Source organism: Streptomyces sp. NPDC001606 (assembly GCF_053596835.1).
Genome location: NZ_JBSFHC010000026.1, coordinates 36,468 through 59,814, shown reverse-complemented (window position 1 = coordinate 59,814; position 23,347 = coordinate 36,468). Strand labels below are relative to the sequence as shown.

Below are 23,347 nucleotides of genomic sequence, written 5' to 3'. Positions count from 1 at the left end.
CATGACCAACGTACTCACCGTAGACATCGACGCCCTCACCGGCGGCCCCGCCGACCTATCCCAGTACGCCGGCCAGGCGGTCCTCATCGTGAACGTCGCCTCCAAGTGCGGCCTGACCCCGCAGTACACGGGCTTGGAGAAGCTCCAGGAGCGGTACGCGGACCGGGGCTTCACCGTGCTCGGCGTGCCCTGCAACCAGTTCCTCGGCCAGGAGCCCGGCACCGCCGAGGAGATCGCGGAGTTCTGCTCGGCGACGTACGGCGTGACGTTCCCGCTGACCGAGAAGGTCGAGGTGAACGGCGCGGGCCGGCACCCGCTGTACGAGCGGCTGACCGGCTTCGCCGACGCCGAGGGCTACACCGGGGACATCCGCTGGAACTTCGAGAAGTTCCTGATCGGGCGGGACGGCACGGTCGTCGCCCGCTTCTCGCCGCAGACCGAGCCGGAGTCGGACGAGATCGTCTCGGCGATCGAGGCCCAGCTCGGCTGAGGACATGGCCGAGCCCTCTCGGCAAGGACGGCGACTCGTCGAGAGGGCTCTTCTGGTGGTGCCTGTGCGGTTGTCGAGGGTCAGAAAGGCCCCCTGGGTCAGGCCTTGACCGAGGCCACGAAGGCGTTCCACGCCTCGGCGGGGAAGGCCAGGACCGGTCCCTGGAGGTCCTTGGAGTCACGAACGGCGAGCTGGGCGGCGGTGGGCGACTTGACCTCGACGCAGGCGCCGTTGCCCGCCGAGTAGGAGGACTTCATCCACGTCTCCGAAGCGCCCTGAATCAGTGCCATGTCCACTCCTGTTGCGAGTTGCGGTGGTGCGGTTCACGCCAACCTGTCCGACTGATTGGCGTGATCGACGCTACCGGGCAACCGCCCCTGCTGGAGTACTCGTTCACTCAACCGGATGGCATATTCCAGGTGAGCCTTCCACCGAAGCAGAGGGACGGTGTACGATCCGGCACCCCCGCCGTCAGCGGCTCACTCCGCGTACCCTTTCGCCACCGTGTCGATGAATTGCCGGGACTGTTCCACATTGAGGGACTGTGCCCGCAGATGCTCGTACATCACGGCGTACCTCTGCACGTCCTGCGCCTTCTCCAGGTACAGGTCGCTGGTGACGCCCTCCAGGTACACCACGCTGGAGTCGGCCGCGTCGCTGAACTCCAGGATCGCGTACTGCCCGTTGAGCCCCGGATGGGCGCCCACATCGAAGGGCAGCACCTGCACGGTGACATGCGGCAGCTGGGACATCTCGATCAGGTGCTCCAGCTGTTCCCGCATCACCAGCCTGCTGCCGACGACCCGGCGCAGCGCCGCCTCGTCCAGCACCACCCACAGCCGGAGCGGGTTCTTCTCGGCGGTGATACGTTCCTGTCGCCGCATCCGCACCGAGACCCGCTTCTCGATCTCGGCGGTCGACGTCTCCGGGAGCGCGCCCTGCACCAGCGCCTCGGCGTACGCGCGGGTCTGCAAGAGCCCGGTCACCAGCTGGGGTTCGTACACGCGCAGCGACTCGGCGTCGGTCTCCAGCCCGATGTACACGCTGTACGGGATGTCCCCGAACGTGTGCCACCAGCCCTGCTGCCGGGAGTCGCGGGCCATCTCCATCAGCGAGTCGACGATCCGCTGGTCCTCGACCTCGTAGACCCCGCACAGATCGCGCACATCGCGCTGGCTGATGCTGCGCCGGCCGTTCTCCAGCCGGCTGATCTTCGACTGCGACACCAGCAGCCGCTCGGCCACTTCCTCGGCCGTCATGCCTTTGAGCTCGCGAAGCCTGCGCAGCTCCTGGCCCAGCCGGCGTCGCCTGACGGTGGGATTGACATTGGACGCCACGGGACGTGCACCTCCGGCTGTCTGCCTGTGACTTAACACTTTCCGTATCTGCTGTTGAGCAGACTGCCACCAAGGTGCTTTCTACCGCTGGGAAATGGTGGATATGCGGCGCGTACGCGTCAGTTCGCCACGGTACGCCACCCGATGGTGTGCCGGACGGCGCTCCGGGACGCAGTCGAGCGGGACGGCGAGATCCACGAAGGATCTCACCGCCCCGCTCGGACCAGCGGCTCCCGAACCGGGTCTGGGGGACCGTGGTGACGGCTGCGGCTCAGTGAGCCACGGCGCGTGCCATGGATCCGTGGCGCGGCTGCATCGGAACACCGCGCGCGGGTTCGGGCCGGGCTGCGGCCGCGCCTCGACGCGGCGCCGCGGCGGCGCCGTTCTGCACGTCCATCACGGCGTGCGCGACGAGCCCGCCCATGGGGTCGTGCCGGATGAGATCCCGCAGCCGGGAGCGGGACGAGCGTCCCTCGTTCCCCGGGTACAGGTGCTTGCCGAGCCCGACGGCGTGCGCCAGGGCGGCGAGCGCCGCGGTCCGCGGGTCCGGCGGCACGCCGGTGCGGATCGCGGAATCCAGCCGGGCTCGGATCTCCCGGCTGATCTCGTTGTCCGTCGCCTGGTAGCGCGTCGTCGGCAGCACCCCGCACATCTGACCGGCCACGGCATGCACCATGCCGCACCGCTCCAGATGCGAGAGGTACGTCTGACGGAGCCCCAGCCGGGGCCCGCCGATCCAGTGGACCGCCCGCACCGGAGCGCCGCGCCTTCGCAGCAGCTCCAACGCGCAGTCCAGGGTTGGATCTCCTGTCGGCCGTGGCACCACCACGGCGATACGATCCCCGTCTGGGGCTATCCGTCCGGCCAGCGCCAGCTCCACTAGCTGTGCTCCGGCCAGACCGAGGTCGAGCGACTGCGGCTGCGCAGTGGTACCCGTGGCCGGGTCCAGTGCGAGCAACAGAAGCTCCTCCGGAAGTGTTCTGCGGCTCCTGCCCATCCATGCCTCCCCGCGTGGATGAATGACAGGGTGACCCCTCTCACATTGGTCTGTCGAGGGCGCGTGACCGGTTCGTGAGGGAACCGGTAGGTATGTCGTTCTCGTCTTCGGCAGCGGCCAGGCCCTCACACAGGACACTGGTACATGGTTCGGACAGGGCGCGCGAGTGGGCGTGCGGCGCATGAGGAGGCATCGGTGGCGGGCGAGTCCCCCGACAGGTCGAAGCAGCGCGGGTCGTCGGAGGAACCGACGCCGGGGAGCGCGGACTCGGTTCCCGAGGCGCGCGATCCGCGACTCGCGGTGTCCCGCGAAAAGGATTCCTCGAACGGTACGACGGACACCGCGACGAAGGTCCTCTCCGTCCGCGAGGTCACCCCGAAGAAGACCGAGGACGCCGAGGACGCCAAGGACTCCGAGGACGCCGACGACGCCGACGACGCCGACGACGCCGAGAACACCGAGGACGCCGACGACACCGCCCTCCGCAAGGCCGTCTCCTCCTGGGTCCGCGACACCAACCCGGTTGCACCCGCGAAGCCTGCCCCCGCTGAGGCCCCCTCAGAGACCAAGGACGAGGCGGAAGTAGAGGAAGCGAAGACAGAGGAAGAGCCCGAGGCAGAGGCAGAGGCAGAGGAGGAGACGGAGGCAGAGACGGAGACTGCCCCCGAAACCAAGGCTGCTGCCGACAAGGCCGAGGACGACGAGGAAGCCGCCGACGGCGAGGACGCCCCACAGGGGCCACCCGCAGCCGACGACGAAACCCGCACGGGTGGTGCGGGTGGGAACGAGGACGCCGAAGGCGAAGCCGAGGCGAAACCCGCGGAAGCGCCGCAGGCACCCCGTGCGGGTGGGAACGAGGACGCCGACGGCGAAGCCGAGGCGACCCCCGCCGAGCCGCCGCAGGCCAAGGCGCCGCAGGCCAAGCCCGTGGACCAGCCCACCGCCGTCTTCAAGGCCGTACGTCCCAAGGCCGACGCCCCCGTCGACCAGCCGACGACGATGCTCAAGCTCAAGGACGACATAAGGCCGGACCGCAATCCCGCTCCGAAGCCTGCCCCCAAGCCCGCCGCCAAGCCGGACCTCACCGCTCCGAACACCGCCCTCCCTCAGGTCGGCCCGGAGCGCACCACCCAGCAGCCGCTGCCCCCGAAGCCCCCGCTGGACCTGCTGGCGGAGCTGACGAACACGCCGCCGCCCCCGGAGACCCCGGTCCGCACGGTGGTTCGCCGGATCAAGATCTGGACCCCGGTGGTCCTGCTCCTGGCGATCATCTTCGCGGTCGTCCAGGCGGTACGCCCGCTGCCGTCCCCCACCCTCGCGCTCACCGGCAAGGACAGCTACACCTTCGCCGGCGCCTCGACGAACCTGCCCTGGCCGAACGAGGGCCAGGGCGTGATCGACGTCGACGGCATCGGCACGATGGGCTCCTTCGGCAAGCAGACCCCCGCGGCCATCGGCTCCGTCGCCAAGACCATGACCTCGTACATCATCCTCCGGGACCACCCGCTGAAGCCCGGCCAGGAGGGCCCGAAGATCAAGATCGACGCGACGGCGGAGAAGGAGGGCGGCTACGACAAGAGCGGCGGCGAGTCCACGCTCAACACCGTCAAGGCCGGCCAGTACCTGACCGAGAAGCAGGCCCTGTCGGCCGTCATGATCCCCTCCGCCAACAACATCGCGCGGCTCCTCGCGCGCTGGGACGCGGGCTCGGAGGCGGCGTTCGTCAAGAAGATGAACGCCACCGCCAAGCAGCTGGGGATGACCCACACGACGTACACCGACCCCTCGGGCCTGAAGGAGAGCACCATCTCCACCGCCCGGGACCAGGTGAAGCTCGGTCGCGCGGTGGTCAAGAACCCGGCCCTGGTCGCCATCACCAGCGCCGCCAGCTGGACGGACCCCTCCGGCTACAACTGGCCGAACGTCAACGAGCTGCCGTACCGCATCGGGGCGATCGGCATCAAGACCGGCAGCACCACCGCGGCGGGCGGCAACCTGCTCTTCGCGTCCCGCAAGACGGTCGGCGGCCAGACGGTCACGATCGTCGGCGCGATCCTCGGCCAGCACAAGACGCCGATCATCGGCACGGCCAACGAGGTCAGCAAGACCGCGCTGCTCGCCGCCCAGGACGCGCTGACCTCCGCGACGATCCTGAAGAAGGGTGATGTCGTGGGGTATGTGGACGACGGCCTCGGCGGCCACACCCCGGTCGTGCTCACCAAGGACGTCACGGCGGTCGGCTGGTCCGGGCTGAAGGTGAGGCTGTCCTTCGCCGCCGGCACCGTCCCGCACACCGCGAAGGCCGGCACCACGGTCGGCACGCTCACCGTGGGTGACGGTACGGCCGCCGCGGTGAAGGTGCCCGTGGCCCTCCAGAAGGATCTGGCCGAGCCCGGCTTCGGCGCCAAGCTCACCCGTCTGGGCTGACCCCCGCCACTCCCCGCACCCCGCTGCGGAGCCCCACCCGAGGGGCCCGTCGGCGGGGTGCGTGCTAGCGTCACGAATCGGGCAGTCGTCGGTCGAGGGACGCGGCCGCGAACTGGACGAGAAGAACAGAAGACGGGATCACGGGGAGTGCCTTCAGGTGGCCACAGCGGAGCCGACACGCGCCGACGACGCCGATCCGGGCCCGGGAAACGGCCCGCGAATACGCCAGTCCACGACTGACACCATCAGCAGGGACACCGGCGGGAACGGGACCGACGGGCCCGACCGGCCCGACGGGAACAACAGAACCGACGGGACCGGCGAGACCGGCGCGCCCGCACGCGGGAGCGTGCTCGGGCGGCTGCTGGCCGCCGCCGAGCCGCTGCGCCGGCGCATGCTGGCGCACCCCGTGCTGTCCGTCACCGCGCTCGCGGGCGTCCTGCACATCGTCTGGTTCTTCACCTTTGCGAACAGCGGTGGCGACCTCGCCGCGCAGGACGCGTGGGCGGAGTTCGTCGGCCGGCACCCGGACTCGGCGTACAACCTCGCGTGGTACGGCGGTATGCACCCGGTGTCGTACAGCGTGGTGTCGCCGTATCTGATGGCGGTCCTCGGCGTCCGTACGACGATGATGATCGCCGGGACGGCGTCGGCGGGTCTGCTGACGCTGCTGCTGATCCGCAGCCGGGCGGTGCGCAACCCGCTGTGGGTCTCCCTGGCCGGGGTCTTCGCGCTGCTGTGCAACGCGATCTCGGGCCGGGTGACCTTCGGGCTCGGCACCATGTTCGCGCTCGGCGCGGTCGCGGCCGTGTTCTGCTGGCCGCACCGGTGGCGGTACAAGCGCTGGGCGAAGGCGGCGGTGGCCGCGCCGCTGGCCGGGCTGTCCACCATGGCCTCGCCGGTCTCGGGTCTGTTCGTGGGTCTGGTCGCGGTCGCGCTGTTCCTCCAGAAGCGGCGGCCGGGCGCCTGGGCGCTGGGGCTCGCGCCGTCCCTGGTGGTGGCCGCGTCGTACTTCCTCTTCCCGTTCTCCGGCACCCAGCCGATGATCTTCGGCTCGGTGGTGCTGCCCCTGCTGTACGGCCTGCTCTGCCTGTTCCTGGTGCCGAAGCAGTGGGTGACCGTGCGGCTCACGGCGGCCGTGTACAGCGTCGGGGTCGTGCTGGTCTGGCTGATCAACTCGCAGATCGGCTCGAACATCTCCCGGCTGCCCATGCTGTTCGCCGGTGCGACGCTGATCGCCGCGCTGCCGTACACCGTGCCGAAGTCGCGCAAGTGGTACGTGACCGTGCTGGCCTTCCTGGGCTTCACCGGCTGGGTCGGCTTCAAGACGGTGGACGACATCATCCACACCACCCCCGCCGCGTCCTGGGCCCGTGAGCTGGCTCCGCTGGTCCACCAGCTCCAGAAGGCCGGCGCGGAGAAGGGCCGCGTCGAGGTGGTCCCGGCCCGCTCGCACCGGGAGGCCTCCGCGCTCGCGCCGTACGTGAACCTGGCGCGCGGCTGGAACCGGCAGGCCGACATGGAGCGCAATCCGCTCTTCTACGACGACACGCTGAACTCGGCGAACTACCACGAGTGGCTCCAGCGGTGGGCCGTGCACTTCGTGGTGCTGCCGAAGGACGACCCGGACGGGGACGGCGGTCAGCGCGAGCGGCAGCTGCTCCAGCGGGGGATGCCGTATCTGCGGCAGGTCTGGGGCGACGCCAACTGGCAGCTGTTCGCGGTGACCGATCCGACGCCGCTCGCCGAGCCGCACGCGGTGGTGGACGTCGTCGACCAGGGCGAGATGACACTGGAGGTGCGCAAGCCGGGTCGGATCCTGATCCGGATCCCGTACTCGCCGTGGCTGAGCGTCGTGGACGCGCACGGCAAGAGCCTGAAGCCGCCGCAGGAGACGGAGGCGTCCAAGCACCGGGCGCCGGGCACGCCGAAGACGTACGACAACGTCAACGGGTGTCTGATGGAGACCCCGGAGGACGCCAACGGGGACAAGTGGACCATGCTGCTGGCGCCGCGGGCGGGGACGTACCGGCTGGCCGCGCCGTACCAGCTGCCGCGCGGTACGCCGTGCCCGGACGAGCTGAAGTAGCGCCGCGCAGTCAGGGAGCGTCGCGCAGCTCGGACACATAGCGGTCCGTGCCGGGCACCGTGGGGATGAACGGTGCCACCAGCTCCACCCGGCCCAGTCCGGTCCCGGCGACCTCCTCGTCCAGCCCGGTGAAGTGCTCCGCCCAGCACTCCCTCGGGTCCCGCTCCAGGAACCACAGCAGGGTGAGGCGGGTGTCGACGCCCTCGACCTGCTTGACGTAGGTCATGCGGTCGCCGGGGAGCGGGGTGGGCCGGAAGACCGTCACCAGGGCAGCCGGGGAGCCGGCGAGGCGGCGCGGCAGGCCGCGGCCGGCCAGCCACTCCAGCAGCTCGGCGCGCTGCTCCGGCGTGCCGCTCTCCACCACCTCCAGCACCAGCCCGGCGTAGGGGTGGTCGAGGGCGTGGACGTCCCGGGGTCCGGCGGCGCCGTCCCGGTAGACCGTCGCCGCGTGGTCCTGGAAGGCGGTGAAGACGTGGGTGCGGTCGTGGTAGACGCGCGCGTCCCGGTTGAGGCGCCGGTTGACGGCGACGGTCCACTGCATGTGGTCGTCGTAGCGGCCCTCGGTGATCCAGTAGGTGGAGAGGTAGCAGCCGGTGGTGACCGGCTGGGCGACCGCCGACTTCTCGGGGTAACGCAGGAGCTGTAGCTCCCGGGTGGCGACCCAGCGGCGGCCCGCGTACATCCAGGGCATGGCCATCGCGCCGGCGTAGTAGTGGTCGTCCTCGTACCAGCGGTTGTAGGCGTACTCGTGGCCGGGGTGCGGTTCGACCATGGTGATCAGGGCGTGGCCCGGCCGCACCCCGTACGGCCCGACGGCGGCCAGTTCGCCGTACACCTCGCTGCGGGTCTCCTCACTCATGCGGCTCCCCTTCCGTCCTGCTGCTTCCGTCCTGCTGCTTCCGTCCTGCTGCGGTCGCCCATACTCTGACGCCCCGTCAGATAAAGCGCCATACCGGAGTGCGTACCGGAGGAGGACCCCATGTCCCTGCTGAGCGGCAAGACCGTCGTCGTCTCCGGAGTCGGGGCCGGTCTCGGCCACCAGGTGGCCGCGGCCGTCGTACGGGACGGCGGGAACGCGGTCCTCGGGGCGCGCACCGAGGCGAACCTGGCGAAGAGCGCGGCCGGGATCGATCCGGAGGGCGGGCACACGGCGTACCGGGCGACCGACATCACGGACGAGGGCCGGTGCGCGGCGCTGGCACAGCTGGCGCGCGAGCGGTTCGGCGGGATCGACGCCGTGGTGCACGTGGCCGCCTGGGACTCCTGCTTCGGCGGACTGGAGGACGCGGACTTCGCGACCTGGCAGTCGGTCCTGGACGTCAATCTGCTCGGCACCCTGCGGATGACCCGGGCCTGTCTGCCGGCGCTGAAGGCGGGCGGGGGCGGTGCGGTGGTGTTCATCGGCACCCAGTCGGCCGTCGCCGCGCCCTCGCAGGTGCGGCAGGCCGCGTACGCCGCGTCGAAGGGGGCGCTGACGAGCGCGATGTACTCCCTCGCCCGCGAGCTGGGCCCGTACCGCATCCGCGTCAACTCGGTGCTGCCGGGCTGGATGTGGGGGCCGCCGGTGGAGGCGTACGTCCGGTTCACGGCCCACGCGGAGGGCGTACCGGAGGCGGAGGTGCTGGGGCGGCTGACCGAGCGGATGGCGTTGCCGGAGCTGGCCACGGACGCCGATGTGGCGGACGCGGCGGTGTTTCTCGCCTCGGACCGGGCGCGGGCCATCACGGGGCAGTCGCTGCTGGTCAACGCGGGGGAGCTGATGCGGTGAGCGACCAACCGGGCTTCATATAAGCCGTTCATGTGCGTGAACGGAAGTCACCACACCGAACATTTTTACCGCGACTTGACCTTACCGTTGCTTGTCGTGTTCATGTGACCGCACTCACGATCGGGCATATGAACAGTCTCGACTGGGCCGTGCTCATCGGCTACTTCGGTGTGATGGTCGCGATCGGCGTCTGGTCGCACAAGCGCGTCGACAACGTCTCCGACTTCTTCACGGCCGGCGGCAAGATGCCCTGGTGGCTGTCCGGCATCTCGCACCACATGTCGGGCTACAGCGCGGTGATGTTCACCGGGTACGCGGGCATCGCCTACACCTACGGCGTCACCTCCTTCGTCACCTGGTCCTTCCCCATCGCGCTCGGCATCGCCATCGGCTCGAAGCTGTTCGCCCCGCGCATCAACCGGCTGCGCTCCCGCCTCCATGTGGCCTCCCCCCTCGAATACCTGAAGAACCGCTACAACCTGCCCACCCAGCAGGCCCTCGCCTGGTCCGGCATGCTGCTGAAGATCGTGGACGTGGGCGCCAAGTGGGCGGCGATCGCCACCCTGCTGTCCGTGTTCACCGGGATCTCCCTGAACCAGGGCATCCTCATCACCGGCGCGATCACCGCCGTCTACTGCACCATCGGCGGCCTGTGGGCGGACGCGCTCACCGAACTCGGCCAGTTCGTCATCCAGTTACTGGCCGGCCTGTCCATGTTCGTCACCGTGGTGGCCAAGCTCGCCGACCGGCACATCGGCTTCCTCGACGCCTGGAACCGGCCCGAACTGCACGGCCACGGCAAGCCCCTGGTCGGCCCCTACGGCACCGTCTTCCTGCTGGCCTTCCTGTTCATCAAGCTCTTCGAGTACAACGGCGGCATGCTCAACCAGGCCCAGCGCTACATGGCCACGGGCAGCGCCCGCGCGGCCGAGCGCTCGGCACGGCTGTCGGCCGTGCTCTGGCTGGTCTGGCCGGTGGTGCTGTTCTTCCCGATGTGGATGTCCCCGCTCCTGGTCCACGCCCACAAGCCGGACGGCTCCGACTCCTACGGCCTGATGACCGAACAGCTGCTCCCGCACGGCCTGCTGGGCCTGGTCGTCGTCGGCTTCTTCTCCCACACCATGGCCATGTGCTCCTCCGACGCGAACGCCATCGCCGCCGTGTTCACCCGGGACGTGGCGCCGGTGGTCTCCGCGCGGGCCCGCGGCTGGGGCGAACGCTCCGGTCTGGTCGCGGCCCGGGTCACGACGGTGGTCTTCCTCGGCCTGTCCATGGCGGTGGCGACCCAGGTCAACTCCCCCACCTTCCACGACATCATCACGGTCGTGATCAAGTGGGTGGCCGGACTCATGGGCCCGATCGCGATCCCGATGATGCTGGGCCTGCTCCGCCCGTTCCGCCGCTCCGGCCCGACCGCGGCGCTGACCAGCTGGGCCCTCGGTCTGCTCGCCTTCTGGCTGGTCAACTACCCCATCAGCTGGGAGATATCGGGCGGTGTGCCGCTCCAGTACCAGGTCTCCGTGCCGCTCGCCGTCTCCCTGGTCCTCTACATCGCCATCGGCTACCTGAAGCCGGAGGACACCCCGGAGCGCCTCGCCCTCATCGAGCGGATCAACACAGATGTGGACGCCGGCCCGGCCGGTGCGGCCGTACCCGCGAGCACCGGGGAGGACACGATCGGAGCGCCCCACCAGCCGCTGTAGGGTGCCGGTTGCTCAACGGATCGGCATGAACGGGGAATTGATGAGCATCCAAGCATGGCGCGCGGCCTCCCGGCTGGTGGGCCGCCGGACCGCCCTGCGTCTTCTCGCCGTCGGCGTCGGGGGGTCGGTGCTCGCGGCATGCAAGAGCAGCACCTCCCACAGCGGCGGGAAGGGGAAGAAGACGTCGAAGACCAAATGGGGCTCGCACCACACCCACACGTCGTCGCCCTCCCCCGCCTCCGGCGTCACCGGCAGGGCCTTCGCGTCCTTCGTGCGCGGCACCTGGAAGGTCACCACACAGGCGCCCCACGAGTCGCCCTTCAGCTACACCATGACCATCGCCGACGGCACCTGGGCGCTGAACGGCCACGGCGGCTCGGAGAAGGGCACCTGGACGCTCCAGGGCGGCCGGCTCCAGATCGGCGTCCCCAAGGACATGGGCGGCACCGCGGGACCGACCGCCGCCGCCGAGAACGTCCCCGCCCGGGTCGCGGACTCCGTCTCCCTCAGCCTGCCCTGGCAGCCGCCCGGCGAGTCCGGCACGGCCTCCGGCCAGCGCCTGGACGTGCAGTACACCCGGCAGTCGGGGCTGCGCATCCGGCACTTCGACGCCGGCGGCAGCATGACGGTCCACCACGCCGTCCGCGCCTGACCCGACCGGGCCGGCCGGCCGTCAGGCCCGCGGATACCGCGCCAGCCAGCCCGGTGACGAACCCGCCGGGCCGTGCAGGGCGGGGCCCTGGGTCATCTCCATGGCGAAGTCGTCGGCGAGCTCCAGCATCGTCTGCCGGCCCTCCAGCTCGGCCAGCCAGGCCGGCGGGAGGGCCGTCTCGCCGTGCAGGGCCCCGAGGAGGCCGCCGGTCAGCGCGCCGGCCGCGGCGGAGGGGCCGCCCTGGTTCACCGCGAGGCACAGCCCGTGCCGTACGTCCTCGCCCACCAGCGCGCAGTACACCGACGCGGCCAGCAGCCCGTCCGCCGTGCCGTCCCCGGCCAGCTCCTCCACCCGGGTGGCGCTCGGGATCCCCTGGCGCACCGCGCCCAGCGCGTGCTGCAACGCGTCCGCGACGGGCTGGTGGCCGGGGCGGGCGGCGAGCAGCGCCAGCGCCCGCTGCACGGCGGCGTCCAGGCTCTCCCCGCGTGCCAGCGCGTGCACGATCACCGCGTAGGCGCCCGCCGACAGACAGGCCAGCGGATGTCCGTGGCTCTGCGCGGCGCATTCCACCGCCAACTGCACCACCAGCTGCGGCTCCCAGCCGACCAGCAGCCCGAACGGCGCCGACCGGGCGACCGCCTCCGGCCCCATCTCGCCGGGGTTCTTCGGCCGCTCCAGCGTCCCCATGACCTCGTCGCCGAACCCGATGAGCAGCGCGCGGCTGGGCTCCCGGCGGGCGTACAGCCACTCCTCCCGCGCCAGCCACCCGTCGTCCTTGCGGCGCTCGTCCGGGCCCCAGTCCCGCTGGGTGGCCGCCCAGCGCAGATAGGCCCGGTGCAGATCGGTCGGCGGGTGCCAGGCCCCGGTGTCCCGGCGCACCTGGGCCCGGATCAGCCCGTCCACGGTGAACAGGGTCAGCTGGGTGTGGTGGGTGATGCTGCCGCGCCGCCCGTGCCCGAAGGCGAGGTCGAGCAGCCCCTCGGGGCCGTACGCGGCCCGGATCTCCTCCAGGGACAGCGCGTCGGCCGGCCCGCCGAGCGCGTCCCCCAGGGCGACCCCGAGCAGCGCACCGCGCACCCGGCTGCGGTAGTCCTGCTGCTCGGCACGGCCCCAGACGGCACCGGACGTCCCACCCACCCGAACCTCCCCACGGCACCGTGCGCCCGTACGACCGTAGGCACTGTAATCGACCGGGAACACCCCGTTCAGTGGGGCAAACCGGCCCCGTACGGTCAAACAGGCCGCCGCATGGCGTCAATCTCCGTCGCTTCATCACACAAGGTCCGACACCGGCCACTCCGCAAAGCGCGCCCGCAGCCCGTCCCTCGCCCCGATGACCCGGGACAGCCGGGGGGTGAGTCTCGGGCGGTCGGTGCCCGGGGTGTGGAGCAGGAGGGTGAGGGAGTCGGCCAGGAGGCAGAGGGCGTCGTACTCGGTGGGGCCGTGGTGGAGGGCGGTGTCCAGGCGGGGCCAGTCGTCGAGGGCCGCGCTCGTCGTGGCCTCGATGACCGCCCTGTCCTGCGCGGGGTGGTCGGGGCGGTGCCGGATCCCGTGGGCCAGGCGGGCCCACAGCGGGCGGGCGGCGGCGATGCCCCGGCTGCCGCCGACGGCCAGGGTGAGGTGCAGCAGGCCCATCGGCTCGTCCTCGGTCCGCCACTCCTCGGCGGCCTGCCGGGCCAGGTCCCAGTGGCGCAGCCGCAGATGGACGGCGCACCGGGTGGGGGCCAGGTCGGACTCTGCGAGCGCCTCGGCGAACCGGCCTTCCAGCACATGCACACAGGCCAGCTGGTAGCGGGCCCACCCGGGGTCGCGGGTCAGGGAGGGAAGCCGCTCCAGATCCGTGCGGGCCTGCTCCAGGCGGCCCACCGCGATGTTCGTCCGGATCGCGTTGGTGAGGGCCCAGGCGCCCCGCGGGTCGAGTTCCACCGCGCGGTGGGCGTCGGCGAGTGCCCGGTCGTAGGCGCGCCGGCGGCGGTGGACCTGGGAGCGGTGCACCAGGGCCCAGGGGTAGTCCGGGGCGAGGCCGAGCGCGTGGTCGAGGTCCGCGAGCGCCTCCGCGTCCCGGCCGTGTCGGCCGTGCAGGGCGCCCCGGCTGGCGTAGGCGGAGGCGTACCGGGGGTCGAGGGCGATGGCTTTCGCGTAGTCGGCGAGTGCCTCCGTCTCGCGGCCCGCGGCGGCGAGCGCGTCGCCCCGCTCGCACAGCACCCACGGCGCCTCGGGGTCGAGTTCGGCCGCGCGGTCGAGGTCGGCCAGCTGCTGTGCGCGTTCGCCGCGGGAGCGGCGGACCCGGGCCCGGACGACCAGGGCCCACACATAGCCGGGGTCGGCCGCCAGCGCCCGGTCCAGGTCGGTGAGGGCCAGGTCGTCCTGGCCGAGTACGTGCCGCAGGGCGCCCCGCGTGGCACGGGCGAGGGTCAGGGCCGGGTCGAGTCGGAGCGCCCGGTCGAGGTCCGCGAGCGCCTCCTCGTAGCGGCCGGCCCGCCTGCGGTGCTCGCCGCGGAAGCCCAGGGAGGCGGCGTCGTCGGGGTCCAGCTCGACGGCCCGGTCCAGGTCGGCCAGGGCCGCCTCGACATCGCCCACGTTCGCCCGGGTGAGGGCCCGGACGGTGTAGGTGCGGGCCTGCCCGGGGTCGAGCGCGACGGCCCTGTCGAACTCGGCCAGCGCATGGTCGTAGTCCTCACCGGCGTGGAAGATCTCGCCGCGGAAGAGGTGCGCGCGGATCCGGGAGGTGGTGTCGAGCGGGGCCCGGTCCAGGAGCAGGGCGAGCGCGTCGGCGGTGTTCGGTGCCTGGAGGGCGGTCAGCAGGTCGCGGCCCCAGCGGGCCGGTGCCGCGTCCTGGGCGTCCTCCCCGGCCTCCGCGAGCATCCGGGCCCAGCGGCGGGCCTCCTCGTCCCCCCGGCGGCAGGCCCGCACCACGACCCGAAGGGCGGACGGCAGCGCCGTCGGCTCGCCCGCGCACAGCCGGTGGTAGGCCTCCGCCAGCCGCAGTTCGCGCCATCTGTCGTCGGCCCACTGGTCGTCCAGCCCGGCCGCGCGCTCCTCCCGCCAGGCCGCGTGCACCTCCGCCAGCCGTTGCTGGCGCCGCGCCCAGCCGCGCGGCGACCGGCTGCGCTGCAACCGCAGCATCGGTGCCCGTACGACGTCGTGGTACTGGACCCGGTCGGCGCGCTCGCTGACGAACGGCATCCCGCGCAGCCAGTCGTACAGGGCGTCGGCCTCCGTCTCGGGGCAGTCGGTGACGGCCCGGAACACGTCGGCGTCCAGGCGCCGGGGCAGCGCGCAGGCGAGGGCGACGGACCGCCGTACCGGGTCGGGTTCCCACTTCAGGAAGCGGTCCACGGCGGTGGCGCTCGGGTCGCCCACGTCGTCCGGGTCGGCCGGGCGGGTCGCGGCGAGGGTGGAGACGAGGACGGGCAGGCCGCCGGTCAGCCGGAGCACCTCCGCGACCACGGGTTCGTCCAGCACGCCCCGGTCCGCGAGCAGCCCGCGCGCCTCCGCCTCGGTGAACGGCCCGATCGGCAGGTCCGTCATGAAGTCGGCGAAGCCGCCCCAGCGGGCGGTGTCGAAGGGCCGCTGGCCCGCGGTGACGACGATGACATTGGCGGGCAGGGCGCCGTACCGGTCGGTGGTCATCAGGGTGTGCAGCCAGGCGTCGAGGAACGGGCCGGTGCGTTCGTAGGTGTCGAAGAACAGGACGAGCCAGGGGACGGCGGAGGTGACCGCCGGGAGGTCCTCCAGCAGCCTGGGGGTCAGGACCCGCTCCGGGGACAGCACCAGCTGGACGTCCTCCTGGTCGCGGAAGCGCGCGCTGAGCCGGGCCTTCAGCCGGGTCGCGCCCTCCGCGAGCTGGGCCGCGTCCACCGCGCCCACGAAGGCGCCGGCACCGGGGACCAGGGCGCCCAGGCCCGCCATGCCGAGCCGTACCGCCGTGGTGGTGAGCGGGGACGGGCCGCCCGGGAGGTCCGGGGCGGGTTCCAGGGTGGCGACCTCGGCCTCGGCCTCGTGCCGGCGCTCCCGGTGGGCGGCGAGACGTTCCTCCAGCTTCTTCAACCGGTGGCCCTGCTCGGCGAGTCGGCGGCTGATCGCGGTCAGCGCCTCGGGCACGCTGCCGGCGCTCTCGTCCACGTACGCGGTGACCGCGCCGCGTTCCCGGGCGATCTGCTCCAGTTCCCGGACCAGGAAGGTCTTTCCGACGCCGGCCTGGCCGTGGATGTGGAAGAGGAAGCGGTGCCGCTCGTCCTCCGGGGCCAGGTCCAGGTTCTCCCGGAAGGCGGCCCGTTCGTCGCTGCGGCCGATGAACCCCGCGCGTCTGCGCCGCCCGATCAGTTCATGCATCGACGGCCGCCGTGCCTGCCCCTGCGCCATACTCCGACCTCCCCCGGCCAGGGTTCATTGTGGCTCAATGCGCGTGCCGGGACCGGGCGTTCATCAGGCAGAATCCAGCCATGACCACCACCCCCACCAGTAACTCGGGCCTCAGGCTTGCCGCCGGTGTGCTCACCGGCATACTCGCGCTCTACATCGCCCTGGTAGCGCTCGGCAACATCACCGACTTCGGCACCAACCAGCAGTTCGTACGGCATGTCCTGGCGATGGACACCACGTTCGGGGACGACCGCCTGATGTGGCGGGCCGTGACCAGCAAGGGGCTGGAGGACACCGCGTACGTCCTCATCATCGCGTGGGAGACCGCGGCCGCCCTGGTGCTGGTGTGGGGCACGTGGCTGTGGGCGCGGGGCAGGGACGAGGCGGCCGCCCGGCGCTGGTCCACCTACGGGCTGCTGATGCTGCTGGTGCTGTTCGGTGCCGGGTTCATCGCGATCGGCGGCGAGTGGTTCTCGATGTGGCAGTCGAAGAGCTGGAACGGGCTGGACGCCGCCACCCGGATCTTCCTGCTCAGCGGGGTCGCGCTGATCGTCAACCAGCTGCCGTCCCGCACCCGGGACTGACCCCTACGGGACGACCATCACCTTGGTACCGGCGTCGCCGAAGGCCCACAGGGCGGCGCCGTCCTCCTTGTGCATCCGGATGCCGCCCAGCTTCTTGCTGCCGTCGGCGGGGGGCGGCGAGGAGCCGTCCAGGGCGTTGGAGAAGGCTATGTTCACGCCCTCCGCCTTGGTGAAGTACATGACGTGCTCGATCTCCACCCCGTCCGAGCCCTTCAGGGACTGGATGCGCAGGGTGACCGAGTAGCGGCCGGGCTGCGGGGCGACCGTGCCCGGCCACACCGTGAAGCTGCGGGAGGCCCGGCCGGTCGCGTCGACCAGCCACACCCGCTTCCCGGCGAGCGAGTAGACGATCCGGCGGCCCTGTCCCGACGCGTCGGGCAGGGCGGGCGGGCCCGAGGGCTTCGGGTCGGCGGGCGCGTGGCTGCCCGCGGACGCCGACGGGTTGGGCTTCGCCACGGCGGCCGTGGGATGCGGCCCGTGGTTCGCCTGGACGGCGAGGGCGATCACGGCCGCGGTCGCCCCAGCCGTCAGACCGGTGACCCAGGCCCAGGAGGGCAGTCGGGCAGCCACGGGTACGCATCTCCTCCGCTACGGGGCCCCCGCTCGGTTCGGGGGTCGGATCATCGTACTCAGTCCAGTACGGGCAGCAGCTCGGGCAGGTGGCCGTCGGAGGCCTCGGCCGCCTGCTGCCGCTCCGGCGGGACCTCGCCGTAGAGCGTGGTGCGCGGCTTCGCCGGGCGGCCGGCCGCCTCGGCCACGGCCACCAGGTCGCGGACCGACTTGTACGAGCCGTACGACGAGCCCGCCATCCGGGAGATCGTCTCCTCCATCAGGGTTCCGCCCAGGTCGTTGGCACCGGAGCGGAGCATCTCCGCCGCGCCCTCGACGCCCAGCTTGACCCAGCTGGTCTGGATGTTCGGGATCCAGGGGTGCAGCAGCAGCCGGGCCATGGCCGTCACCGCGCGGTTGTCCCGGGTCGTCGGGCCCGGACGGGCGATGCCCGCCAGATACACCGGCGCGTTGGTGTGGATGAACGGGAGGGTGACGAACTCGGTGAAACCGCCTGTCTCCTGCTGGATCCCGGCGAGGGTGCGCAGATGGCCGAGCCAGTGGCGGGGCTGGTCGACATGGCCGTACATCATCGTCGAGGAGGAGCGGATGCCCAGCTCGTGGGCGGTCCGGATCACCTCGATCCAGGTGGCCGTGGGCAGCTTGCCCTTGGTCAGCACCCAGCGGACCTCGTCGTCCAGGATCTCCGCGGCCGTGCCCGGGATGGTGTCCAGGCCGGCCTCCTTCGCCGCCGTCAGCCACTCGCGGACCGGCATACCGGTACGGGTGGCGCCGTTCACCACCTCCATCGGGGAGAAGGCGTGCACATGCATGCCGGGGACGGCGGCCTTCACCGCCCGCGCGATGTCGAAGTAGGCATTGCCGGGCAGGTCGGGGTGGATACCGCCCTGCATGCACACCTCGACCGCGCCGACGTCCCACGCCTGCCGGGCCCGGTCGGCGACCTGCTCCAGGGAGAGGGTGTAGGCGTCCGCGTCGGTGCGGCGCTGGGCGAAGGCGCAGAAGCGGCAGCCGGTGTAGCAGACGTTGGTGAAGTTGATGTTCCGGGTGACGATGTACGTCACCTCGTCGCCGACCGCCGAGCGGCGCACGTCGTCGGCCACCCGGCACAGCGCGTCCAGCGCCGGGCCGTCCGCGTGCAGCAGGGCGAGGGCCTCCGCGTCGGTCAGCTTCGTCGGGTCGTCGGCCGCCGTGCGCAGGGCCTGCCGTACGTCCGTGTCGATCCGTTCCGGCGCCATGCCGGGGGCGGCCGCCTCGCGCAGGGCCGCCCAGTCGCCGTACACCTCGTCGAAGTCGTCGCGCCGGTCGGCGGTACGGCCCTCGGTGTCGATCGTGCGGTGCAGTTCGGTGCGGCCGGAGGGGACGAACACCTCCTCCGGTTCCTGCCAGGGCAGGCCCCGGGGGCGGGCGTCGGGCCGGGCCAGGCCCGTCTCCGGGTCGGCGAGCGCGGCGACGTGCGGGCGCAGCCGGGGGTCCAGCCAGGGCTCGCCGCGGCGCACGAACTCCGGGTACACGCACAGCCGTTCCCGCAAGCAGAACCCGGCCGTCGCCGAGCGCTCGGCCAGCTCCTCGATCTGCGGCCAGGGGCGCTCGGGGTTGACGTGGTCGATGGTGAGCGGGGAGACCCCGCCCCAGTCGTCGATGCCCGCGCCGATCAGCCGCTCGTACTCGCCGGCGACGAGGTTCGGCGGGGCCTGGAGGCAGGCCGAGGGGCCCATGAGGTGCCGGGCGACGGCGACCGTGGCGACGAGGTCGTCGAGTTCGGCGTCCGGCATGCCGCGCATCGCCGTGTCGGGCTTGGCGCGGAAGTTCTGGATGATCAGTTCCTGGATGCCGTGGTAGGCGCGGGCGACCTTGCGCAGCGCGAACAGGGACTCCGCGCGCTCCTCGTAGGTCTCCCCGATGCCGATCAGCAGGCCGGAGGTGAAGGGCACCGAGGACCGGCCCGCGTCCTCCAGCACCCGCAGCCGTACGGCCGGTTCCTTGTCCGGGGAGCCGTGGTGCGGGCCGCCGGGCTCGGACCACAGGCGGGTCGCGGTGGTCTCCAGCATCATCCCCATGGACGGCGCGACCGGCTTGAGCCGCTGGAAGTCCGTCCAGGTCAGCACTCCCGGGTTGAGGTGGGGCAGCAGGCCCGTCTCCTCCAGGATGCGGATGGAGATCGCGCGGACATAGGCGATGGTGTCGTCATAGCCGTGCGCGTCGAGCCACTCGCGCGCCTCCGGCCAGCGGTCCTCCGGCTTGTCGCCGAGGGTGATCAGGGCTTCCTTGCAGCCGAGTTCGGCGCCGCGGCGGGCGATGTCCAGCACCTCGTCGGGGGACATGAACATTCCGTGCCCGGCCCGGCGCAGCTTGCCGGGGACGGTGACGAAGGTGCAGTAGTGGCACTTGTCCCGGCACAGCCGGGTGAGCGGGATGAAGACGCTCTTCGAATACGTGATGACCCCGGGGCGGCCCGCCTGGGCGAGGCCCGCGTCCCGCACCCGGGCGGCGGACGCGGCGAGGTCGGTCAGGGCCTCGCCGCGGGCCTGGAGCAGCACCGCCGCCTCGGTGACGTCGAGGGCGACGCCGTCCCGGGCGCGTTTGAGGGCGCGACGCATGGAGTTCTCGGTGGGGCCGGTTCCGGAGGTCGCGGAAGTGGTCATCTCTCGAGGATACGGAAGCGGCGATCACGCCTGAGACTGGTTGCCCGGCAGGAAGGTCGCGTATGAGTCGAGCGCCCGCAGCACCTCCGCCTCCCCGGCCGGCGGCAGCTGCACCACCACCTCCTCGATGCCCAGCTCGGCGTAGTGGGCGAGCTTGCCGGGGCTGGGGTGGACCGCGTACGGGACGACCTGGAGATCGGCCGGATCGCGGCCGGCATCGGCCCAGGCGGCGCGCAGGCGCGGCAGGGACTCGGTGAGGCCGCGCCCGCCGATCGGCAGCCAGCCGTCGGCGTACTCGGCGATGTGCGCGAACAGCCGGGGTCCGGCGGCCCCGCCCACCAGGGTGCGCGGGCCGACCACCGGGCCGCGCGGCCGCCGCACCGGCTTGGGGTGCGCGAAGCTGGCCCGCACGCCGCCGAACTCGCCCTGGTACGCGGTGGGTTCCGCGGACCACAGCGCCTGCATGATCCGCACCCGGTCCCGCACCAGGTCCCGGCGCGTACGCCAGTCCACGCCGTGGTCGGCGGCCTCCTCCACGTTCCACCCGTAGCCGAGGCCGAGGGTGAAGCGGCCGCCGGAGAGGTGGTCCAGGGTGGCGATCTGCTTGGCGAGGACGATCGGGTCGTGCTGGGCCAGCAGAGTGATCCCGGTCCCCAGCCCGAGCCGCGAGGTGACGGCCGCGGCCTGACCGAGGGCGACGAAGGGGTCGAGGGTACGGCCGTACTCGGGCGGCAGCTCGCCCCCGGCCGGGTACGGAGTGGTGCGCTCGACGGGGATATGGGTGTGCTCGGGCAGATACAGCCCGGAGAAACCGCGCGCTTCCAGCTCGGGGGCGAGGCGCACGGGGGTGACGGTCTCGTCGGTGAGGAAGATCGTGACGGCGATACGCATGAGCCATCGTACCGACTGGTTGGTCACCTGTCGTAGGCATGCGGTTCCTCACGCGGCCTCGCGGCGCCTAGCGTGGGCCTTGTGACCAGCTTGCGTGGCAGACTCGCGCCCGGTTCGCCGGATTACGTCTATCTGCCCTTCGAGGTGCCGCCCCGCACCGCCGGGCTGCATGTCTCCTACCGCTACGACCGGCCCGCCACCCCCGCCGGAGTTCCGGGCAACGCGCTCGACATCGGGCTCTTCGACGAGCGGGGGGTCGAGGAGGGGTTCCGGGGCTGGTCGGGCGGGGCGCGGAGCGAGTTCTCCGTGCGCGGCGACACGGCGACCCCGGGCTATCTCCCCGGCCCGCTGAACCCCGGCGTCTGGCACATCGCGCTCGGCCCGTACACGATCGCGCCGCAGGGACTGTCGTACGACGTCACGGTGACCCTCACGGAGGGGGAGCCGGCGCCGACCCCGCCGCCCCGGTATCCGCCGTCCCGCGCCCGGGGGCGGGGCCGGGACTGGTACCGGGGCGACTGCCATCTGCACTCCCGGCACTCCGACGGCGCCCGCACCCCGGCACAGATCGCCTCGCTCGCCCGCGCGGCCGGGCTGGACTTCGTCAACAGCTCCGACCACAACACCCATGCCTCGCACGCCCACTGGGCCGGCGCGGCGGGCGAGGACCTGTTGGTGCTGCTGGGCGAGGAGGTCACCACCAGGAACGGCCACGTCCTCGCCCTCGGCACCGACCCGGGCACCTTCGTCGACTGGCGCCACCGGGCCCGAGACCACCGCAGGGCCCGCTTCGCCGACCGGATCCACGGCGCGGGCGGACTGGTCGTACCGGCCCATCCGTACGCCCCCTGCGTCGGCTGCGCCTGGAAGTTCGGGTTCGCGGACGCGGACGCGCTCGAGGTGTGGAACGGGCCCTGGACGCCCGACGACGAGGTGGCGCTGGCCGCCTGGGACGGGCTGCTGGGAGCCGCCGCGTCCGAGGGGCGGCCCTGGCTTCCGGCGATGGGCGGCAGCGACGCGCACCGGCCCCCGGACACGGTCGGGCACCCGCAGACGGTGGTCCTCGCCGACGACCTCACCCGGGAGGCGATCCAGCAGGGGCTGCGGGCCGGGCGGTCGTACGTCGCCGAGTCCCGGCGGGTGGCGTTGTCCCTCACCGCGACCGCCGCGAGCGGTGCGCGGGCCGGGGTCGGCGAACGGCTGACGGTCGGGACCGACGAGCCGGTGACCGTCCGGCTGGCGGTCGCCGGGGCGCCGCGCTGCACCGTCCGGTTCGTCACCGACCAGGGCGTGCTGTGCACCGGCGGGCCGCTGCCGGTGGCGGGAGCGGGCACCGTCGAGTGGCGTACCACGCCCGCGAACGCGGCCTATGTGCGCGCCGAGGTACGGCACGCGTCGGCGCTCGGCCCGGTGCCGGGGATGATGGCGGCGTTCACCAACCCGGTCTTCCTCGGGGCCGGCTGATCCCCGAGAGCGACGGAAGCGAGAGACATGGCACCCCGCAGCGACCTCAGACACCGCCTCGTGACCCGCTTCCAGCGGCACCTGGCCAACCCGCTGGCCCGGCGCATGCCCTTCCAGACCCTGCTGGAGACCACCGGCCGCAGCTCCGGGCTGCCCCGGCGGACCCCGGTCGGCGGGCGCCGGGTGGGCGGGTCCTTCTGGCTGGTCTCGGAGTTCGGGCACCGCTCGCAGTACGTCCGGAACATCCAGGCCGACCCCCGGGTCCGCGTCCGGCTCGCCGGCCGCTGGCACCACGGCACCGCCCACCTCCTGCCCGAGGACGACCCGGTCGCCCGCCTGCGCACCCTGCCCCGCTTCAACAGCGCGGCGGTCCGGGCCTTCGGCACCGGCCTGCTGACCATCCGGGTGGACCTGGCCGACTGAGCCGGGAAAGACTGCGGCCGTGAAGCTCACCACCGCCCCGTCCGCCCTGGAACCCGCCCGGGACTTCCAGGAGTTGCTGCCGCACGCCCGCCCGGCCGTACGGCTGCATCCGCGCCGCGGCACGCCCGGACCGCGCGACAGCCACATCGGCGGCCCGCTGCTCTGGCCGGCCGCCGAGCCCTGGCCGGAGTGCGCCGACCACAAGGACGTCAACGGCCGCGCCTACAGCATGCCGATGGTCGCGGTGGCCCAGCTGACGGCGGCGGACTTCCCGGAGATCCGCTTCCCGGACGGCACGGACCTGGTCCAGCTGCTGTGGTGCCCGGAGTGGCACGACCAGCCGCATCCGGCGGGCTGGGGCCAGGCCTGCCGGCTGTTCTGGCGCCGCGCCGACCGGGTCACCGACCCGCTCACCGAGCAGCCGGACCCCGAGGAACACTGGGACCACGACTGGGACATGATCCCGCGCGCCTGTGTGCTGCACCCGGAGCGGCTCCTGGACTACCCCGACAGCGAGGAGCTGCCGGACGGTCTCGGGGAGCGCTTCGAGGCCTGGCTGAGGGAGCGGAACCTGCGCGACGACCTCACCACCGTCCCCGGTTACAAGCTCGGCGGCTTCATGAACTGGTGCACGACGGACCTGCCGGAGGCCCTGGAGTGCGGTGAGTGCCAGGCCCCGCTGGAGCTGTTCCTCCAGTTCGACACCTGCGAGTACGCCATCGGCACCTGGGGCCCCGACGGCGCGCCCCACCGCTTCCAGCCCCTCGAGGAACGCCATCTGGAGCCGCGCGGCCCGGAGTGGCAGGCGGCCCTGGAACCGGTCGGCATGACCGTCGGCCGTGGCAGCCACGCCGGTCTGTTCGTCTGCGCGGCCGACCCCCGGCACCCGGCGTCGTACTTCTCCCAGTGAGCCCAGTGAGCACAGTGAGCCTGGTGACCGCC

Annotated in this window: 19 protein-coding genes; 10 read left to right on the top strand and 9 right to left on the bottom strand. The window is 72.3% G+C overall.

Translation table 11 applies throughout. The features are described from left to right. The first annotated feature begins 1 nt into the window (after position 1). Positions 2–490, top strand: a complete 489-nt coding sequence (locus ACWCV9_RS34070; RefSeq protein WP_450792431.1) for a glutathione peroxidase — start codon at positions 2–4, stop codon at positions 488–490. Between the two features lie 98 nt (positions 491–588). On the opposite strand, the gene ACWCV9_RS34065 is transcribed toward ACWCV9_RS34070, so the two are convergent. From ACWCV9_RS34065 to ACWCV9_RS34055, 3 genes are all read right to left on the bottom strand, one after another. Then, a complete protein-coding gene (locus ACWCV9_RS34065) occupies positions 589–780 on the bottom strand; it encodes a DUF397 domain-containing protein (RefSeq protein ID WP_450792430.1) in 192 nt (63 codons plus the stop codon). 189 nt (positions 781–969) lie between these two features. Continuing rightward, complete coding sequence (locus tag ACWCV9_RS34060) at positions 970–1,827, bottom strand: helix-turn-helix domain-containing protein (protein WP_385847149.1); 858 nt, start codon at positions 1,825–1,827, stop codon at positions 970–972. 271 nt (positions 1,828–2,098) lie between these two features. Next, on the bottom strand, positions 2,099–2,824 hold the full coding sequence (locus ACWCV9_RS34055) for a GOLPH3/VPS74 family protein (RefSeq protein ID WP_385847150.1): 726 nt from the start codon (positions 2,822–2,824) through the stop codon (positions 2,099–2,101). 195 nt (positions 2,825–3,019) lie between these two features. Here ACWCV9_RS34055 and ACWCV9_RS34050 point away from each other — a divergent pair, with 195 nt between their 5' ends. Together ACWCV9_RS34050 and ACWCV9_RS34045 are read left to right on the top strand one after the other, a co-directional pair. After that, a complete protein-coding gene (locus tag ACWCV9_RS34050; protein WP_450792427.1) occupies positions 3,020–5,251 on the top strand; it encodes a D-alanyl-D-alanine carboxypeptidase in 2,232 nt (743 codons plus the stop codon). 157 nt (positions 5,252–5,408) lie between these two features. Further along, positions 5,409–7,340 (top strand): MFS transporter, encoded by a 1,932-nt coding sequence (locus tag ACWCV9_RS34045; RefSeq protein WP_450792425.1) that lies wholly within the window; start codon positions 5,409–5,411, stop codon positions 7,338–7,340. Between the two features lie 10 nt (positions 7,341–7,350). On the opposite strand, the gene ACWCV9_RS34040 is transcribed toward ACWCV9_RS34045, so the two are convergent. Further along, positions 7,351–8,199, bottom strand: coding sequence for a hypothetical protein (locus ACWCV9_RS34040; RefSeq protein ID WP_450792424.1), 849 nt, complete (start codon positions 8,197–8,199; stop codon positions 7,351–7,353). A 120-nt stretch (positions 8,200–8,319) separates the two neighbouring features. Between ACWCV9_RS34040 and ACWCV9_RS34035 the strand changes: the two genes are divergently transcribed. From ACWCV9_RS34035 to ACWCV9_RS34025, 3 genes are all read left to right on the top strand, one after another. Further along, positions 8,320–9,108: an SDR family oxidoreductase gene (locus ACWCV9_RS34035; protein WP_450792422.1), complete on the top strand. Its 789-nt coding sequence runs from the start codon at positions 8,320–8,322 to the stop codon at positions 9,106–9,108. A gap of 128 nt (positions 9,109–9,236) precedes the next feature. Then, positions 9,237–10,811 carry a sodium:solute symporter family protein gene (locus ACWCV9_RS34030; RefSeq protein ID WP_450792421.1) on the top strand — a complete coding sequence of 525 codons (1,575 nt, stop codon included), beginning with the start codon at positions 9,237–9,239 and terminating at the stop codon, positions 10,809–10,811. Between the two features lie 40 nt (positions 10,812–10,851). Further along, a complete protein-coding gene (locus ACWCV9_RS34025) occupies positions 10,852–11,463 on the top strand; it encodes a hypothetical protein (protein ID WP_450792419.1) in 612 nt (203 codons plus the stop codon). A gap of 21 nt (positions 11,464–11,484) precedes the next feature. Here ACWCV9_RS34025 and ACWCV9_RS34020 read toward each other — a convergent pair whose 3' ends face one another. Next, on the bottom strand, positions 11,485–12,600 hold the full coding sequence (locus ACWCV9_RS34020) for an ADP-ribosylglycohydrolase family protein (protein ID WP_450792417.1): 1,116 nt from the start codon (positions 12,598–12,600) through the stop codon (positions 11,485–11,487). 135 nt (positions 12,601–12,735) lie between these two features. Continuing rightward, complete coding sequence (locus ACWCV9_RS34015; protein WP_450792415.1) at positions 12,736–15,828, bottom strand: BREX system ATP-binding domain-containing protein; 3,093 nt, start codon at positions 15,826–15,828, stop codon at positions 12,736–12,738. An 80-nt stretch (positions 15,829–15,908) separates the two neighbouring features. Here ACWCV9_RS34015 and ACWCV9_RS34010 point away from each other — a divergent pair, with 80 nt between their 5' ends. Beyond that, complete coding sequence (locus tag ACWCV9_RS34010; RefSeq protein WP_385847159.1) at positions 15,909–16,412, top strand: DUF2165 domain-containing protein; 504 nt, start codon at positions 15,909–15,911, stop codon at positions 16,410–16,412. A gap of 3 nt (positions 16,413–16,415) precedes the next feature. Here ACWCV9_RS34010 and ACWCV9_RS34005 read toward each other — a convergent pair whose 3' ends face one another. The 3 genes from ACWCV9_RS34005 to ACWCV9_RS33995 are packed head-to-tail and all read right to left on the bottom strand — an operon-like array spanning position 16,416 to position 20,518. Beyond that, the gene (locus ACWCV9_RS34005; RefSeq protein WP_450792413.1) at positions 16,416–16,982 is read right to left on the bottom strand and encodes a hypothetical protein; all 567 of its coding nucleotides are present in this window, start codon (positions 16,980–16,982) and stop codon (positions 16,416–16,418) included. 59 nt (positions 16,983–17,041) lie between these two features. Further along, the gene (locus tag ACWCV9_RS34000; protein ID WP_450792412.1) at positions 17,042–19,627 is read right to left on the bottom strand and encodes a bifunctional FO biosynthesis protein CofGH; all 2,586 of its coding nucleotides are present in this window, start codon (positions 19,625–19,627) and stop codon (positions 17,042–17,044) included. A gap of 24 nt (positions 19,628–19,651) precedes the next feature. Then, entirely contained in the window at positions 19,652–20,518 is an 867-nt protein-coding gene (locus ACWCV9_RS33995) for a TIGR03619 family F420-dependent LLM class oxidoreductase (protein ID WP_450792410.1), read from the bottom strand. A gap of 81 nt (positions 20,519–20,599) precedes the next feature. Here ACWCV9_RS33995 and ACWCV9_RS33990 point away from each other — a divergent pair, with 81 nt between their 5' ends. Genes ACWCV9_RS33990 through ACWCV9_RS33980 form a run of 3 tightly spaced genes read left to right on the top strand, consistent with a single transcriptional unit; the run spans position 20,600 to position 23,315 of the window. Further along, the gene (locus tag ACWCV9_RS33990; protein ID WP_450792408.1) at positions 20,600–21,982 is read left to right on the top strand and encodes a CehA/McbA family metallohydrolase; all 1,383 of its coding nucleotides are present in this window, start codon (positions 20,600–20,602) and stop codon (positions 21,980–21,982) included. Between the two features lie 27 nt (positions 21,983–22,009). Next, complete coding sequence (locus ACWCV9_RS33985; RefSeq protein ID WP_450792406.1) at positions 22,010–22,405, top strand: nitroreductase/quinone reductase family protein; 396 nt, start codon at positions 22,010–22,012, stop codon at positions 22,403–22,405. A gap of 19 nt (positions 22,406–22,424) precedes the next feature. Beyond that, entirely contained in the window at positions 22,425–23,315 is an 891-nt protein-coding gene (locus tag ACWCV9_RS33980; protein WP_450792404.1) for a hypothetical protein, read from the top strand. Positions 23,316–23,347 lie beyond the last annotated feature (32 nt).

Bases quoted from the DNA above. Each gene is read 5' to 3' on its own strand.
- ACWCV9_RS34000 (WP_450792412.1), bottom strand. From the start codon at position 19,627: ATGACCACTTCCGCGACCTCCGGAACCGGCCCCACCGAGAACTCCATG.
- ACWCV9_RS34030 (WP_450792421.1), top strand. From the start codon at position 9,237: ATGAACAGTCTCGACTGGGCCGTGCTCATCGGCTACTTCGGTGTGATG.
- ACWCV9_RS34035 (WP_450792422.1), top strand. From the start codon at position 8,320: ATGTCCCTGCTGAGCGGCAAGACCGTCGTCGTCTCCGGAGTCGGGGCC.
- ACWCV9_RS34070 (WP_450792431.1), top strand. From the start codon at position 2: ATGACCAACGTACTCACCGTAGACATCGACGCCCTCACCGGCGGCCCC.
- ACWCV9_RS33995 (WP_450792410.1), bottom strand. From the start codon at position 20,518: ATGCGTATCGCCGTCACGATCTTCCTCACCGACGAGACCGTCACCCCC.
- ACWCV9_RS33985 (WP_450792406.1), top strand. From the start codon at position 22,010: ATGGCACCCCGCAGCGACCTCAGACACCGCCTCGTGACCCGCTTCCAG.
- ACWCV9_RS34040 (WP_450792424.1), bottom strand. From the start codon at position 8,199: ATGAGTGAGGAGACCCGCAGCGAGGTGTACGGCGAACTGGCCGCCGTC.
- ACWCV9_RS34015 (WP_450792415.1), bottom strand. From the start codon at position 15,828: ATGGCGCAGGGGCAGGCACGGCGGCCGTCGATGCATGAACTGATCGGG.
- ACWCV9_RS34010 (WP_385847159.1), top strand. From the start codon at position 15,909: ATGACCACCACCCCCACCAGTAACTCGGGCCTCAGGCTTGCCGCCGGT.
- ACWCV9_RS34065 (WP_450792430.1), bottom strand. From the start codon at position 780: ATGGCACTGATTCAGGGCGCTTCGGAGACGTGGATGAAGTCCTCCTAC.
- ACWCV9_RS34055 (WP_385847150.1), bottom strand. From the start codon at position 2,824: ATGGGCAGGAGCCGCAGAACACTTCCGGAGGAGCTTCTGTTGCTCGCA.
- ACWCV9_RS34025 (WP_450792419.1), top strand. From the start codon at position 10,852: ATGAGCATCCAAGCATGGCGCGCGGCCTCCCGGCTGGTGGGCCGCCGG.